Origin of the sequence: Bradyrhizobium sp. PSBB068, from assembly GCA_016839165.1 — a bacterium.
Classification (GTDB): Bacteria; Pseudomonadota; Alphaproteobacteria; order Rhizobiales; family Xanthobacteraceae; genus Bradyrhizobium.
Map to the genome: position 1 here is coordinate 891,309 of CP069300.1, position 14,516 is coordinate 905,824.

Sequence of the window (14,516 nt, forward strand, 5' to 3'; positions counted from 1 at the left end):
CGCTCGGAGAGTAGTGCCTGACACGGCCAAGGAATCTAGATGACTCTATCGACGCCGATCACCTCCGAAGCCAACGCTACCACCAAAAAGAACATCACCCGCCTGATCGTCGCAACCTCGGTCGGCAACGCGCTCGAATGGTACGACATCGCGGTCTATGCCTATTTCGCGGTCTACCTCTCCAAGGCGTTCTTCCCAGCCAATGATCCGACCACCTCGCTGCTTTTGACCTTCGGCAGCTTCGGCCTGTCGTTCCTGATCCGCCCGATCGGCGGCGTCGTGCTCGGCGCCTATGCTGACCGCCACGGCCGCAAGGCCTCGCTGATGCTGTCGATCGTGCTGATGACGTTCGGCACGCTGGTGCTGGCGCTGATGCCGACCTTCGAGACGATCGGCATCCTGGCGCCGATCGCGGTGATGCTGGCGCGGCTGGTGCAGGGCTTTTCCGCGGGAGGCGAGTTCGGCTCCTCGACCGCACTCCTGGTCGAGCACATGCCCGAGCGCCGCGGTTTTGTCGCGAGCTGGCAGTTCGCGAGCCAGGGCGTCAGCGGCCTGCTCGGCGCGGGCTTCGGTGCACTTCTGACTTCGCTGATGAGCCCGGAGGATCTGCAATCCTGGGGCTGGCGGCTGCCGTTCCTGTTCGGCGTGCTGATCGGCCCGGTCGGGATCTATATCCGCAACCATGTCGACGATGCGACCCCGCCGCCTGCCACGAAGCAGGAATCGCCTGTCGCGGAGGTGTTCAGGCAGCAGAAGCTCGCCACCATCCTTGCGATCGGTGCGCTCGCGGTGTCGACCGCGGTGAATTATTTGATCGTCTACATGCCGACCTATGTGGTGAAGACACTGAACCTGCCGCCGACCGTCGGCTTCATGGCGGCGCTCGTCGCGCAGACCGCGGTCGCGCTGCTGGCGCCGATCGCGGGCTTCGTCTCCGACAAGATCGGACGCACCACGCACATGATCCTGTTCGCGCTGCTGCTGTTGGTCTCGATCTTCCCGGCCTTCCTGCTGCTCACGGGCAAGCCGACGCCGACGATCATCCTGCTCGGCGTGCTCTGGCTCGGCGTCCTCAAGTCGCTATATTACGGGCCGCTGGCCGCGCTGATGTCGGAACTGTTTCCGCCGGCGACGCGCGCGACCGGCCTCGGTCTCAGCTACAATATCGGCGTCACCATGTTCGGCGGCATGGGGCCGGCGATCATGACCTGGATGGGAAGCTTTGCACTGATCGGCGAACTTGCGCCGGGCTATTATCTCACCGCGGTCTGCATCCTCAGCCTTGCTGCCCTCTTCACAATCAGAAGGATGCGGCTCGCATGATTTTCGTGAAACGAAATTCAATAATCTCGCTTGCTGCAAAGCAGCGTAGATAGTCGATATCAAAGTTTCATCTGACGAAAGTATACGGTGTCCGCTGCACATCATCCGTTCTAGGATGATGTCCGCCAGGCGTATCTCTTCATGCCCGGTCCGGAATCGGAATTGAAGGCAAGGAAGATCAGCGCATGAACGCCTCCACGACTGCGACCGCGCGGAACAGCCGCAAGAGGCAATCACCGGAGCCGGGCCAACCCGACAAGTTCAACGCGATCCAGAAGGTCTGCGCGATCCTGCGCGTGCTGGCGCAGCGCTCGCCGTTGCGGCTGACCGACATCGCCGACACCACCTCGCTCAACAAGGCGACCGCGCTGCGCATCCTCAATTCGCTGATCGAGGAGGGATTTGTCTCCAGGGTCACCGGCGCCAAGACCTATGAGCTCGGCCAGGAGGCGCGGGTGATGGCGGTCGGTGCGCGTCGCTCGGTCGACATCGCGGAGCTGGCGCAGCCGAGCCTGTTGCGGCTGTCGGAGCGTTCGGCCGACACGGCGCTGCTGTCGGTACGATCCGGCGTCGAGGCGCTGTACCTGGCGCGCTCGGTCGGCAGCCACCCGCTGCAACCGAATTATCTGCAGATCGGCAGCCGCCGTCCGCTCGGCGTCGGCGCCGGCGCGCTGGCGCTGCTGGTCTGGCTGCCTGACGCCGAGATCGAGGCCGTGATCGAGGTGATCGTGCCGCGGCTGGCGAAATCGCCGCGCATTACGCCAAAATTCCTGCGCGAGCGGATCGCGGTGGCGCGCAAGGTCGGCCACACCGTGCTGCTCGACGCTGCATTCCCCGGCATGGGCGGCGTCGGCGTTCCGGTCCGCGATGATGCCGGCGAGGTGGTCGCCGCGCTGTCGATCGGCGCCGCCACCGACCGCATCCGGCGCCGCGAAAGTGAGCTCGCCGACATGCTGAAGAAGGAAGCCCAGGTGCTGGCCCGCGCGATGGCCCAGGCGCCGAAGAATGTGCGGCCCGCAAAGGTCACGAGCTGACCCGATCGGGCGTCGGGATTTGGCAGTTCCTGGCAGCAGGAATTCGGCTGTTCCGGCCTGCGCGCTGACCAAGCGGGTCGGTTTAATCAAGCGATTAATCTGAGGAACCCAAGGGTGTCAGCGGCTTGCGAGAACGGGCGGTTGCCGTCATCATGGCCGCGCTCGCCGAGGAAACCTGCCCAACAAGATGACGCTATCGCCTGACGCCACCGACGACGCTGTGACGACGGCGTTTGCCGGCCTTCCCGCATTGCTCGACCGGGCGCCTCGGCTGGTCTCGCGCGGCCGGCTGCTCGATTGCGACTGCCTGATCGGCCCGACGGCGCGGCCGTTTCATGCCGCGATCCGCGCCGGACGCATCGTCGAGTTCGTGCCTTCGCCGGTCCTGATGCGCTCATGGCGCTTCGCCTATCGCGCGACGCCGCGGGCCTGGGCCGCCTATTGGCAGGCCGAGCCGAAACCCGGCTGGCACGATTTGCTGGCGCTGACCAAGCGTGGCGAGGCGGTGCTGGAAGGCGATTTGCATCCCTTCATGGCGCATCTGCAGTATTTCAAGGATCTGCTGGCGCTGCCGCGGCAGCATTTCGCGGCGGCCAGCTCATGAACGGTGACATCGAGCCGATGGTCGGCCGCTACGTTCACGTCGAGATCGGCGGCGAGCTGCACCGCATCTATTTCGAGGAGAACGGAAAGGGCATCCCGCTGGTCTGCCTGCACACCGCGGGCTCCGATGCGCGGCAGTGGCGGCATCTGCTCGCTGACGCGCAATTTGCCGAAAATTTCCGCATCATTGCCTTCGATATGCCCTGGCATGGCAAGTCGAATCCGCCGATGAGCTGGACCGGCGATGAATACCAACTCACCACCGCGCGCTACACCGAGACCATCCGTGCCTTCTGCCGTGCATTGCGGCTGGAGAAGCCCGTGGTGATGGGCTGCTCGATCGGCGGACGCATCGTGCTCAACCTTGCGATCGAACATGCCGCCGAGTTCCGCGCGCTGATCGGGCTCGAGGCTGCCGACTTCCAGGCGCCGTGGTATGACACCGACTGGCTGAACCGCCCCGACGTTCACGGCGGCGAAGTCTGCGCCGCGCTGGTGTCGGGGCTGATAGCGCCGCAGAGCCCGGCGCCTGCGCGGATGGAAACGCTGTGGGGCTACAAGCAGGGCGGCCCCGGCGTGTTCAAGGGCGACCTGTATTTCTACCGTGTCGATGGCGACCTGCGCGGTCGCGTCGCGTCAATCGATACTAAAGTATGCAAGCTCTACCTGCTTACGGGCGAGTATGATTTCTCCTGCACGCCCGAGGACACGCGGCGGACGGCAGCGGCTATAGGGGGCGCCAGCGTCACGATCATGGAGCATCTCGGTCATTTTCCGATGAGCGAGAATCCCGGACAGTTTCGCCGCTACATCGCACCCGTCCTCGCCGACATTCTCACGCATTCAATCGACCGTTCCACGAAGGAGTAGACGTATGACACGCAAATATCTCATTGGCCTCGCGCTCGCCGCCGCGTTCGGCGCGAGCCAGGCTCAGGCCGAGGAGCTGACCGGCACGCTGAAGAACATCAAGGACACCGGCGCGATCACGCTCGGCTACCGCGATTCCTCGATCCCGTTCTCCTATCTCGACGACAACCAGAAGCCCGTCGGCTACGCCATGGACATCTGCTACAAGATCGTCGATGCCGTGAAGAAGGAGCTCAAGCTCGACAAGCTCGAGGTCAAGCTCAACCCGGTGACCTCGGCGACCCGTATCCCGCTGATGGCCAACGGCACCGTCGACCTCGAATGCGGCTCGACCACCAACAATGCCGAGCGCCAGAAGCAGGTTTCCTTCACCAACTCCCACTTCCTCACTGCCAGCCGCTACGTGACGAAGAAGGCGAACAAGATCAACTCGATCGACGACCTCAAGGGCAAGACGGTGGTCTCGACCGCCGGCACCACCAACATCAAGCAGCTGACCGAGGCCAACCTCGCGCGCGGGCTGAGCGTCAACATCATCCCGGCCAAGGATCATGCCGAGGCCTTCCTGATGGTCGAGACCGATCGTGCAGTCGCCTTCGTGATGGACGACATTCTGCTCGCGAGCCTCGTCGCCGGCTCGAAGTCTCCGGATGACTACGTCATCTCCAAGGATGCATTCTCCAAGCCGGAGCCCTACGGCATCATGCTGCGCAAGGATGACGCGCCGTTCAAGAAGGTCGTCGACGCCGCCACCGCCGCGCTCTACACCAGCGGCGAAGGCCAGAAGATCTATGACAAGTGGTTCACCCAGAAGATTCCGCCGAAGGGCCTCAATCTCAACTCGCCGGCCGGACCGGAGATGAAGAAGCAGTTTGCGAAGCCGTCGGACTCGCCCGATCCGGACGCCTATCTGGTGAACTGATCACGATACAGGACCCGTCGTCCCCGGGGGGGCGGGTCCTGAAAGTTAGCGTGTCCGGCCATTTTTGGAGGAGAATGGCCGGACATTTGCATAGACGCCGCGCGCAATGTCGGCGTAATGCGTGACCGGCGCGATCGCGTGGGGGACCCGTGAACTATAACTGGAACTGGCACATCTTCCTTGAGCCGAACCCGATGGGGACCGGCACCTATCTCGACTTGTTGCTGTCGGGGCTGGTGGTCACCGTCAAGGTATCGGTGCTCGCCTGGATCATCGCGCTGGTGGCCGGCTCGGTGATCGGCGTGCTGCGCACGCTGCCGTCGCGGACGGCGTCGTGGATCGGCTTCTGCTGGGTCGAGTTCTTCCGCAACATGCCGCTGCTGGTGCAACTGTTCCTGTGGTTCTTCGTGCTGCCCGAGCTGCTGCCGAAGTCCGCCGGGCTCTGGTTGAAGCAGTTGCCGAATGCGCCGTTCTGGACCGCCGCGATCGGCGTCGGCCTGTTCATGTCGGCGCGCGTCGCCGTGCAATTGCAGGCGGGCATCACCTCGCTGCCGCGCGGACAGAAGCAGGCCTCGACCGCGCTCGGCCTCACCACGGTGCAGACCTATCGCTACGTGCTGCTGCCGATGGCGTTCCGCATCATCCTGCCGCCGCTGACCTCCGAGTTCCTCAACACCATCAAGAACAGCGCCGTCGCCATCACGATCGGACTGATCGAATTGACCGGCCAGGCGCGCTCGATGCAGGAGTTCTCGTTCCAGGTGTTCGAGGCCTTCACCGCGGCAACCGTGCTCTATCTTCTCCTCAATTTCGTCGTGGTCACCGCGATGCGCTTCCTCGAGCGCTATGTCGCGATCCCCGGCTACATCACGGGCAAATGACGATGCTCGGCAATTTCGATTTTGACGTCATCCGCCGCGCGCTGCCCTATCTGTTCTTCGAGGGCATGCGCTTCACACTGACCCTGACGGCGCTGGCAGCGCTCGGCGGCCTCGTGTTCGGCACCCTGATCGCCTTGATGCGGTTGTCGAGCTACAAATGGCTCGGCCGCATCGCCGGCTTCTATGTCGACTTCATCCGCTCGCTGCCGCTGGTGCTGGTGATCTTCTGGTTCTACTTCCTGGTGCCCTATATCGGACAGTGGCTGACCGGCGCGTCGCGGCCGATCACGGTCGGCGCCTTCGCGTCCTCGCTGATCACCTTCATCATCTTCGAGGCGGCGTATTTCTCCGAGATCATGCGCGCCGGCATCCAGTCGATCTCGAAGGGCCAGCCGGCCGCGGCCAGCGCGCTCGGCCTGACCTACGCGCAGTCGATGCGCTACGTCGTGCTGCCGCAGGCGTTCCGCAACATGCTGCCGGTGCTGCTGACGCAAACCATCGTGCTGTTCCAGGACACCTCGCTGGTCTACGTGCTGTCGATCCCGGATTTCCTCGGCGCCGCCAGCAAGGTCGCACAGCGCGACGGCCGTCTGGTCGAAATGTACCTGTTCGCCGCGCTGGTCTACTTCGTCATTTCCTGTGTCGCGTCGTTCGGCGTCCGCCGCCTGCAGTCGCGTATCGCCATTGTAAGGTAGCTTTTTACATGCGGGTTTCAGTTCGGGGCACGGACTCCTTCACCTCTCCCAAAGGGAGAGGTCGGATCGCGTCAGCGATCCGGGTGAGGGGTTTCGCTCCGTCGTTGGACCGTGACCCCTCACCCGGCGCTGCGCGCCGACCTCTCCCTTTGGGAGAGGTGAAACCGTGCTCGCTGCTGCTGATGAGAACCAAATGATCGAGATCAATCACGTCAATAAATGGTACGGGCCGGCCTTCCAGGTGCTGAAGGACTGCACCACCAGCGTTGCCAAGGGCGAGGTGGTGGTGGTCTGCGGCCCGTCCGGCTCGGGCAAATCGACCCTGATCAAATGCGTCAACGCGCTGGAGCCGATCCAGGGCGGCGACATCACGCTCGACGGCGTCAAGGTCAACGATCCCAAGACCGACCTGCCGAAGCTGCGCTCGCGCGTCGGCATGGTGTTCCAGCACTTCGAGCTGTTCCCGCATCTGCGGATCATCGACAATCTCTGCCTCGCGCAGGAGAAGGTCCTGGGCCGCAAGCATGACGACGCCATGGCCAAGGGCATGAAGCTTTTGGAGCGCGTCGGGCTGAAGGATCATGCCAAGAAGTTTCCCGCCGAATTGTCCGGCGGTCAGCAGCAGCGCGTCGCGATCGCCCGCGCGCTGGCGATGGACCCGATCGCGATGCTGTTCGACGAGCCGACCTCGGCGCTCGATCCCGAGATGATCAGCGAGGTGCTCGACGTGATGGTCGACCTCGCCCGCGAGGGCATGACCATGATGGTGGTGACCCACGAAATGGGCTTTGCCAACAAGGTCGCCGACCGCGTCATCTTCATGGACCGCGGCGAGATCGTCGAGGACGCCAAGAAGGCGGATTTCTTCGGCACGCCCCGCAGCGACCGCGCGCAGAAGTTCCTGTCGAAGATATTGCAGCACTGAGGCGCTGACCCATCCACGGCGTCATTCCGGGGCGCGCCACTTGGCGCGAGCCCGGAATCCATTTCACCGCGGAAAAGCGGCCCAATGGATTCCGGGCTCGATGCTTCGCGTCGCCCCGGAATGACGAGGGCGGGGTTTTCCCCCGTTAACAATTTGCGTATACGAAGGCCTGAAATTCGTCCTTCGTTCGCAGGAGAACTCGCGTGGAAAAGATCGCTTACGTCAACGGCTCGTACGTGCCGCATTCCGAGGCCAAGGTCTCGGTGTTCGACCGCGGATTCCTGTTCGCCGACGGCATCTACGAGGTGGCCGCGGTGCTCGAGGGCAAGCTGATCGACAATGCCTCGCACCTGGCCCGGCTGAAGCGCTCGGTCGGCGAGATTCAGCTCGCGCTGCCGGAGACGCTGGAGCGGATCGAGGAGATCCAGAAGGAGCTGGTCAAGCGTAACCACCTCGTCAACGGCATGGTCTATCTCGAGGTCACCCGCGGCGCCGACAAGGGGCGCGATTTCGCCTTTCCGAAGGCGGAGGCGAACGTCAAGCCGACGCTCGTGATGTTCACCTCGGAAAAGGACATCATCAACGCGCCCTCGGCCAAGACCGGAATCAACGTCATCACGGTGCCCGACATCCGCTGGGAGCGGCGCGACATCAAGAGCGTGGCGCTGCTCGCGCAGGTGCTGGCCAAGCAGGCCGCGGCTGCGGCCGGCGCCGGCGAAGCCTGGATGATCGAGGACGGCAAGGTCACCGAGGGCGGCTCGTCCTCGTCCTTCATCGTCACCCAGGACGATGTCATCGTGACGCGGCAGAACGGCAACGAGATCCTGCCGGGCTGCACCCGCAAGGCGGTGGTCAAGCTCGCCGAGGAGCGCCAGCTGCGCATCGAGGAGCGTGCCTTCACGGTCGAGGAAGCGCTCGCCGCCAAGGAAGCCTTCATCACCAGCGCCTCGGTGTTCGTGCAGGGCGTGGTCGCGATCGACGGCAAGACGGTCGGCAACGGCAAGGTCGGCCCGATCACCGACCGCCTGCGCGAGATCTATGTCGAGTTCGCCCTGGCGACGGCGGTTTAATCTGTCCCCACTCGCGCTGTCATCGCCCGGCTCGACCGGGCGATCCAGTATTCCAGAGGCTGCGGTGTCTGAGCCGACACCGCGGCGTACTGGATGCCCCGCATGAAGCGGGGCATGACGGTGGAATAGATGGCGGACAGTATCGCCCTCACGCCGTCACCTTTACTTTCACCGGGTGTACCGCGCGGAAGCCAATCGCGATCCGGTTCCAGGCGTTGATGGTGCCGATCAGCGTGGTCAGGTTGACCAGCTCGCCGTCCGTGAATTCGGCGCGCACCGCCTCATAATCGGCGTCGGGCGCGTGCGTCTCGGAAACCAGTGTCAGCGCTTCGGTCCAGGCCAGCGCCGCGCGCTCGCGCTCGCTGTAGAGCGGCGACTCGCGCCATGCGTTGAGCAGATAGAGCCGCTGCTCGGTCTCGCCATGCTTGCGGGCGTCCTCGGTGTGCATGTTGATGCAATAGGCGCAGCCATTGATCTGCGACGCACGGGTCTTCACCAACTCGATCAGCGATTGCTCGAGGCCGCTGGCGGTGACTTGGCTCTCTACCGCGACCAGCGCTTTGATGGCGTCGGGGGCGGCCCGGTAGAAGTTCATGCGGGGTTTCATTGTCGTCTTCCTTGGTTGTGATCTGGATTCAATGCGCGCCGCCGCCGCCGGCGAGCTGGCCCGGCTTCTTCAGGCAGAGGGTTGCAACCAGCGCGATGATCAGCGCCACGCCGAGCAGATAGAAGGTGTCGCTGAAGGCCAGGATGTAGGCCTGCTTCTGCACGACATTGCCGATCGCGGCGATCGCGCGACGGGTGGCGGCGGCCTGGTCGGCGACGCCGTGGTTCATGAAATACTGCGTCAGCTGCGCGATCCGGCTGCGGGTTGCCTCCTCCAGCAGCGAGACCGACTGCATCAGCACGTTGGAATGATACTGCTCGCGCTTGGTCAGCAGTGTCTGCAGCGCGGCGATGCCGATCGCGCCGCCGAGGTTGCGCATCATGTTGAACAGCGCTGACGCCGATCCGGCATTCTCCGCCTCGATTCCAGCCGTTGCGACCGCCGACAGCGGAGCGAAGGCAAGCGCCTGACCGACGGCACGGACGATGTTCGGCCAAAGCAGCTGATCGGTGGCATAGTCGTTGGTCATGTAGATGTTCATGAAGTTGGAGCCGGCGAACAGCGCAAATCCGAGACCGATGACGATGCGCGGGTCGAACCGCTGCATCAGCTTCGGCACCAGCGGGATCAGCACGAGCTGCGGCAGGCCGGTCCATGCCAGCACCATGCCGATCTGCTCGGAGTTGTAGCCCTGGATGCGCGCCAGATACTGCGGCAGGATGAACACCGAGCCGTATAGCGCAATGCCCATCAGGAAGTTCGCCAGCATGCCGAAGCCGAAATTGCGGCGGGCGAGCAAGCGCAGATTGAGCAGCGGCTTCTCGACGGTGAATTCGACGATCAGAAAGGCGACCAGCGCCACGGCCGCGATCACCGACAGGCGGACGATGAAGGGCGAGCCGAACCAGTCGTCCTTGTTGCCTTCCTCCAGCACCGTCTGCAGCGCCGCGAGGCCGATCGCCATGGTGATGATGCCGAGCCAGTCGCCCTGGCGCAGCAACGACAGCTTCATCGGGCTCGGATCGAGCGAGACGAACAGCATCGCGATCATCACGGCGCCGGGCACCAGGTTGACGTAGAAGATGTACTGCCAGCCCCAGTTCTCAGTGAGATAGCCGCCGATGGTCGGGCCGATCGCGGGCGCGAACGTCGCCGACAGCGCGAACAGCGCGAGCCCGATCGGCTGCTTCGCCTTCGGCAGCAGCGTGATGATCAGCGTGAACGCCATCGGGATCAGTACGCCGCCGGTGAAACCCTGCACGGCGCGCAGCGCGATCATCTGCGGCAGGTCCTGCGCCAGCGCGCAGGCTGCCGAGAACACCAGGAACAGGAACGCGTTGGTGAGCAGATAGGTGCGCACCGAGAACACCTGCGCCAGCCAGCCGGACAGCGGGATCACCACGATCTCGGCGATCAGATAGGAGGTCGAAATCCAGCCGCCGTCGTCGATGCCAGCGCCGATGCCGCCCTGAATGTCGGCGAGCGAGGCGTTGACGATCTGGATGTTGAGCACCGCCATGAAGGCGCCGAGCGTGGCGCCGACCACCGCGATCCAGGTCCTGGCCGGGATCGCCGGTGTTGCAGGCGCAGCCGGTGCGGGGAGGTCGGCGGCGTTGGCTGTGGGCTGGAGTGTGGTCATCGGGGTCGTCCTTGCTGTCCCACGCAAGATGTATTAGGCGGCCACTTTCGATAATCCGGGAAGGAGTGGAAGGATTGTCCGGCGTAGGTTGATAATCGTGATCGAGCTTGCGACCGCGCAGCCAGTCCAGCGCGCCGTTCGGTTTGTGTGTGTCGATTAGTGAGGTGAGCACACCGGATTGGCTCCCTCCCCCGCAAGGGGGGAGGGAGCCCTACCGCCGGTGCTCATGGCTCGAAGAAGGGGACGGAGGAAGACGCAGCAAAAACGCGATCGACCACCGTTGCGGTGATCGATCGCGTCAAGCCGGTTGAAGAGGTGCTTTGCGCTAACCGCCGTTCGCCCGCATCGCCGACGCCAGCCGGCGCTTCTCGTCGCGCTCGGCCAGCACCGTCGCCTTGGTGTTGACGGTGGGGATTGCCGACATGCCCGGCCGCAGCAGCCCGGTCAGGCTGTGATCGTCGAGCACGATCTTCACCGGCACGCGCTGCACGATCTTGGTGAAGTTGCCGGTGGCGTTGTCGGGCGGCAGCAGCGCGAATTCGAGGCCGCTCGCCGGCGACAGGCTGTCGACGTGACCCTTCAGCGTGGTGCCGCGAAAGCTGTCGACGGTGAGCTCGACCGGCTGGCCGTTGCGCACATGGGTCAGCTGCGTCTCCTTGAAATTGGCGACCACATAGACCGCATCGAGCGGCACCACGGCCATCAGCTGGGTGCCGGCCTGCACGTATTGCCCGACACGCAGCGTGCGGGCCCCGACCGTGCCGTCGACCGGCGCGGTGATCTTCGCATAGGACAGGTTCAGCTCGGCCTGCTGCTCGACCGCACGGGCGCGATCGACTTGCGCTGCGGCCTGGGCGCGTTGCGTGGTCAGCACATCGACCTTGCGCTGCGCCGCCGACAGCGCCGACTTCGCGTGCTGCAATTGTGCGGTGTTGGCGCGCAGCGCCGCGTCGGTCTGCTGCGCGCGCTGAATGGTGCCGGAGCCGGACTTCATCAGCCCGTCGTAGCGGGTCTGCTCCTCCTGGGCGAACTTCAGATTGGCCTCGGCGGCGGTGACGTCGGCGGTGCTCTGGTCGATGATCGGCTGCTGCAATTCGAGCTGGGCGTCGAGGTTGCGCACTGACGCTTCCGCGGCGTTGACGTCGGCCTTGGCCTGACCCAGCGCGGTGCGGTAATCGCGGTCATCGATCTCGGCCAGCAATTCGCCGGCCTTCACCGGCTGGTTGTCGGTGACCAGCACCCGGGCGATGTAACCCGACACCTTCGGGGCGATGATCGTGGAGTCCGCCTTCACATAGGCGTCGTCGGTCGACTCGAGGTAACGGCCGGTGGTGACATAGTCGTAGCCGAAGTCACCGGCGACGGCGATGCCGAGCAGGGCAGCGAGCCCGAGGCTCACCCGCTTGACCGTCTGCCGCGACGGGCGAAGGCCGATTTTGGCCGGTTCTTCAGGGACATAGGCGGTGGTCGACATGGTCTTCTCCTGGCCGAACATTTGCGTCCTTCCAGAAAGGGCGCCAGTTTCGGCCCTTTAGATGCAATGTCCTCCCCGCTGTGATAATCCCGATAAAACTGGAAGCATTATCAAGCCAGCGCTGATAATCCGGACCTTGCCGCATGGATCGCCTGACCAGTTTGACCGCGTTCGTCCGGGTCGTTGATTCCGGCGGCTTCTCCGCGGCCGGCCGCAAGCTCAACATGTCCACGACAATGGTGAGCAACCACGTGCAGTCGCTGGAAGATCGCCTCGGTGCCCGACTGCTCAACCGCACCACGCGCAAGGTCAGCCTCACCGAGGTCGGCCAGGCCTATTACGACCGCTGCGTCCATATCCTCGCCGACATCGAGCAGGCCGACGACATCGCCGGCGCATTGCAGTCGGTGCCGCGCGGCACGCTGCGCATCTACACCAACACCCATCTGGCGCAGTTCCTGTCGCCCGCGGTCGTCGAGTTCCTGGCGACCTATCCGGAGGTCAAGGTCGACCTCGCGATCGGCGAGCGCAATGTCGACCTGATCGACGAGAACTACGATCTCGCGGTGCGCATGCTGCCGCCGCCGGATTCCAGCCTGATCGTGCGCAGCATCGCCACCTGGCGGCATGTGCTGTGCTGCTCGCACGGCTATATCGAACAGCACGGCAAGCCGACGCAGCTCGCCGACCTCGCGGAACGCAATTGCATCCGTCACGTCAACTATCCCTATGGCGACGACTGGCATTTCGTCGACCGCAAGGGCACGCAGGCATCAGTGAAGGTCAGCGGCAATCTGATCGCCAATAGCGGCGACACACTGCGGCTCGCCGCCTTGGCCGGCGTCGGCGTGTTTCTCGCGGCGGGCTTCCTGGTCCGTGACGAGCTCGAGTCCGGCCAATTGGTCCGCCTGTTGCCCGAGTACCGGCCGGTCGAGTTCACCATGAACGCGGTCTATCCGCACCGGCATCATCTCTCGGCGAAGGTTCGGACCTTCATCGACCTCCTGGTGCATCACGCCACCGAGCAGCAGAAGCTGATCAATCCGTATTCGTGAGCGGGCGTGGGTTGACGGGACTGGCAGCACGGCGCTCGTCATGGCGGCACGCATCCCTTGCATGGCGCTCCCGTGTATCAAGGTCGCCTCATCTGCCGGGGCCTGCCATGCCGCTTCGTCTTCTCGCATCGGTTCTGTTCGCGCTCGCAGCATCCCTGCCGCTGCACACGCCCGCACGCGCCGCCTATCCCGATCACATCGTCAGGATCGTGGTGCCGTTCGCGCCGGGCGGCGGCACCGATGTCGTCGCGCGCACGCTGGCGCAGGAGATGCAGAAGGATCTCGGCGTTGCGGTCATCATCGAGAACAAGCCGGGCGCAGGCACCATCATAGGCACGCAGAGCGTCGCCGCGAGCCCACCCGACGGCTACACGCTGCTGATGGCGACCTTCGCCAATGCGGTCAACCCGAGCCTCTACCGCAAGCTGCCTTACGATCCGCACAAGGACCTTGCACCGGTGGGGCTGGTGGCCCGCTCGTTCAACATCGTTGTGGTCAATCCAGCATCGCCGATCAAGTCGATCGGGGACCTGATCGCAGCCGCTAAGGCCGATCCGGAAAAACTGTCCTACGGAACCTACGGCACCGGCACCTCGGCGCATCTCGCCGGCGAGTTGTTCAAGCGCATGGCCGGCGTCAACCTGACCACCGTGCCTTACAAGGGCGCGGCGCCAGGGATCACCGACCTGTTGGGCGGCCAGATCCAGGTGATGTTCACGACGGTCGCAAGCTGCGCGTCGCTGGTCGAGGCCGGCCAGCTGGCGCGATCGCCGTGACCTCGACTGAGCGCTCACCGTCATTCCCGAAATTGCCGACCGTGTCGGAAACCGGTGTGCCCGGCTACGCAGCGGAATCCTGGTACGGCCTTTACGCACCTGCGAACACGCCTCCCGACATCATCGACCGCCTCAACAAATCAGCCGCCAGGGCGGTGCAGGCGGAGGCCTTCAAGAAGCTCAGCGTCAATGAGGGCCTCGTGATGGTCGCTGCACCGCCCGCAGACCTCGACCGCTATTTTGCTGGTGAGGAGGCGCGCTGGCGCAAGGTGATTGAGGACGCCGGCATCAAAGCTGAGTAGACTGGTTGCCCGGCGCAACGATCACATCTTTTTGCATCGCCATGCCGCAACCGTGATTCTAGACGCAATCAATGGTTCCTGGGGTCGTTGATGACGGGACACCGGCAACACCGCCGGTTTGATCAGGGCCTCGGGCTGGGGAGTGAGCCATGTGGATTCTGTTGCTGCTGCCGTTTATCGGCTTGCTATGGGTGCCGTTCTATAATTTCGCCGAGCCGTCGCTGTTCGGTTTTCCCTTCTTCTACTGGTACCAGCTCGCCTGGGTGCCGATCTCCTCGCTGCTGATCTGGCTGGTCTATCGCAGCCGTACGCCTGACAGCGACGAGACACGGTGAGGGGG

General features: G+C 64.1%; 14 protein-coding genes and 1 pseudogene. 12 read left to right on the forward strand and 3 right to left on the reverse strand.

Going from position 1 to position 14,516, the window contains the following annotated elements:
• Window positions 1-39 precede the first annotated feature (39 nt).
• From JQ507_04235 to JQ507_04275, 9 genes are all read left to right on the forward strand, one after another.
• Window positions 40-1,323: an MFS transporter gene (locus tag JQ507_04235; GenBank protein ID QRI70746.1), complete on the forward strand. Its 1,284-nt coding sequence runs from the start codon at window positions 40-42 to the stop codon at window positions 1,321-1,323.
• 185 nt (window positions 1,324-1,508) lie between these two features.
• Complete coding sequence (locus JQ507_04240) at window positions 1,509-2,357, forward strand: IclR family transcriptional regulator (GenBank protein QRI70747.1); 849 nt, start codon at window positions 1,509-1,511, stop codon at window positions 2,355-2,357.
• 187 nt (window positions 2,358-2,544) lie between these two features.
• The gene (locus JQ507_04245; protein QRI70748.1) at window positions 2,545-2,961 is read left to right on the forward strand and encodes a hypothetical protein; all 417 of its coding nucleotides are present in this window, start codon (window positions 2,545-2,547) and stop codon (window positions 2,959-2,961) included.
• Window positions 2,958-3,830: an alpha/beta hydrolase gene (locus JQ507_04250; GenBank protein QRI70749.1), complete on the forward strand. Its 873-nt coding sequence runs from the start codon at window positions 2,958-2,960 to the stop codon at window positions 3,828-3,830. The genes JQ507_04245 and JQ507_04250 overlap by 4 nt, the downstream gene beginning before the upstream one ends.
• Window positions 3,831-3,834: 4 nt before the next feature.
• A complete protein-coding gene (locus tag JQ507_04255; GenBank protein QRI70750.1) occupies window positions 3,835-4,752 on the forward strand; it encodes an amino acid ABC transporter substrate-binding protein in 918 nt (305 codons plus the stop codon).
• Between the two features lie 149 nt (window positions 4,753-4,901).
• On the forward strand, window positions 4,902-5,633 hold the full coding sequence (locus JQ507_04260; GenBank protein QRI70751.1) for an amino acid ABC transporter permease: 732 nt from the start codon (window positions 4,902-4,904) through the stop codon (window positions 5,631-5,633).
• A gap of 2 nt (window positions 5,634-5,635) precedes the next feature.
• Window positions 5,636-6,328, forward strand: a complete 693-nt coding sequence (locus JQ507_04265; GenBank protein QRI70752.1) for an ABC transporter permease subunit — start codon at window positions 5,636-5,638, stop codon at window positions 6,326-6,328.
• A gap of 193 nt (window positions 6,329-6,521) precedes the next feature.
• Complete coding sequence (locus JQ507_04270; GenBank protein ID QRI70753.1) at window positions 6,522-7,253, forward strand: amino acid ABC transporter ATP-binding protein; 732 nt, start codon at window positions 6,522-6,524, stop codon at window positions 7,251-7,253.
• 203 nt (window positions 7,254-7,456) lie between these two features.
• Complete coding sequence (locus JQ507_04275) at window positions 7,457-8,323, forward strand: D-amino-acid transaminase (GenBank protein ID QRI70754.1); 867 nt, start codon at window positions 7,457-7,459, stop codon at window positions 8,321-8,323.
• Between the two features lie 148 nt (window positions 8,324-8,471).
• Here JQ507_04275 and JQ507_04280 read toward each other — a convergent pair whose 3' ends face one another.
• From JQ507_04280 to JQ507_04290, 3 genes are all read right to left on the reverse strand, one after another.
• Entirely contained in the window at window positions 8,472-8,930 is a 459-nt protein-coding gene (locus JQ507_04280) for a carboxymuconolactone decarboxylase family protein (protein QRI70755.1), read from the reverse strand.
• 28 nt (window positions 8,931-8,958) lie between these two features.
• Complete coding sequence (locus JQ507_04285; GenBank protein ID QRI70756.1) at window positions 8,959-10,569, reverse strand: multidrug efflux MFS transporter; 1,611 nt, start codon at window positions 10,567-10,569, stop codon at window positions 8,959-8,961.
• A gap of 325 nt (window positions 10,570-10,894) precedes the next feature.
• Window positions 10,895-12,043 carry an HlyD family secretion protein gene (locus tag JQ507_04290; protein QRI70757.1) on the reverse strand — a complete coding sequence of 383 codons (1,149 nt, stop codon included), beginning with the start codon at window positions 12,041-12,043 and terminating at the stop codon, window positions 10,895-10,897.
• Between the two features lie 143 nt (window positions 12,044-12,186).
• On the opposite strand from JQ507_04290, the gene JQ507_04295 reads away from it, so the two are divergent.
• From JQ507_04295 to JQ507_04305, 3 genes and pseudogenes are all read left to right on the forward strand, one after another.
• Complete coding sequence (locus JQ507_04295; GenBank protein ID QRI70758.1) at window positions 12,187-13,098, forward strand: LysR family transcriptional regulator; 912 nt, start codon at window positions 12,187-12,189, stop codon at window positions 13,096-13,098.
• Window positions 13,099-13,205: 107 nt separating this feature from the next.
• Window positions 13,206-14,176: pseudogene (locus JQ507_04300) on the forward strand (tripartite tricarboxylate transporter substrate binding protein).
• A 149-nt stretch (window positions 14,177-14,325) separates the two neighbouring features.
• A complete protein-coding gene (locus JQ507_04305) occupies window positions 14,326-14,511 on the forward strand; it encodes a DUF3311 domain-containing protein (protein QRI70759.1) in 186 nt (61 codons plus the stop codon).
• Window positions 14,512-14,516: the final 5 nt, after the last annotated feature.

Excerpts from the sequence above, each read along its gene's own strand:
- JQ507_04280 (QRI70755.1), bottom strand. The coding sequence starts at position 8,930 with ATGAAACCCCGCATGAACTTCTACCGGGCCGCCCCCGACGCCATCAAA.
- JQ507_04235 (QRI70746.1), top strand. The coding sequence starts at position 40 with ATGACTCTATCGACGCCGATCACCTCCGAAGCCAACGCTACCACCAAA.
- JQ507_04240 (QRI70747.1), top strand. The coding sequence starts at position 1,509 with ATGAACGCCTCCACGACTGCGACCGCGCGGAACAGCCGCAAGAGGCAA.
- JQ507_04245 (QRI70748.1), top strand. The coding sequence starts at position 2,545 with ATGACGCTATCGCCTGACGCCACCGACGACGCTGTGACGACGGCGTTT.
- JQ507_04255 (QRI70750.1), top strand. The coding sequence starts at position 3,835 with ATGACACGCAAATATCTCATTGGCCTCGCGCTCGCCGCCGCGTTCGGC.
- JQ507_04270 (QRI70753.1), top strand. The coding sequence starts at position 6,522 with ATGATCGAGATCAATCACGTCAATAAATGGTACGGGCCGGCCTTCCAG.
- JQ507_04265 (QRI70752.1), top strand. The coding sequence starts at position 5,636 with ATGCTCGGCAATTTCGATTTTGACGTCATCCGCCGCGCGCTGCCCTAT.
- JQ507_04285 (QRI70756.1), bottom strand. The coding sequence starts at position 10,569 with ATGACCACACTCCAGCCCACAGCCAACGCCGCCGACCTCCCCGCACCG.
- JQ507_04290 (QRI70757.1), bottom strand. The coding sequence starts at position 12,043 with ATGTCGACCACCGCCTATGTCCCTGAAGAACCGGCCAAAATCGGCCTT.
- JQ507_04250 (QRI70749.1), top strand. The coding sequence starts at position 2,958 with ATGAACGGTGACATCGAGCCGATGGTCGGCCGCTACGTTCACGTCGAG.
- JQ507_04305 (QRI70759.1), top strand. The coding sequence starts at position 14,326 with ATGTGGATTCTGTTGCTGCTGCCGTTTATCGGCTTGCTATGGGTGCCG.
- JQ507_04295 (QRI70758.1), top strand. The coding sequence starts at position 12,187 with ATGGATCGCCTGACCAGTTTGACCGCGTTCGTCCGGGTCGTTGATTCC.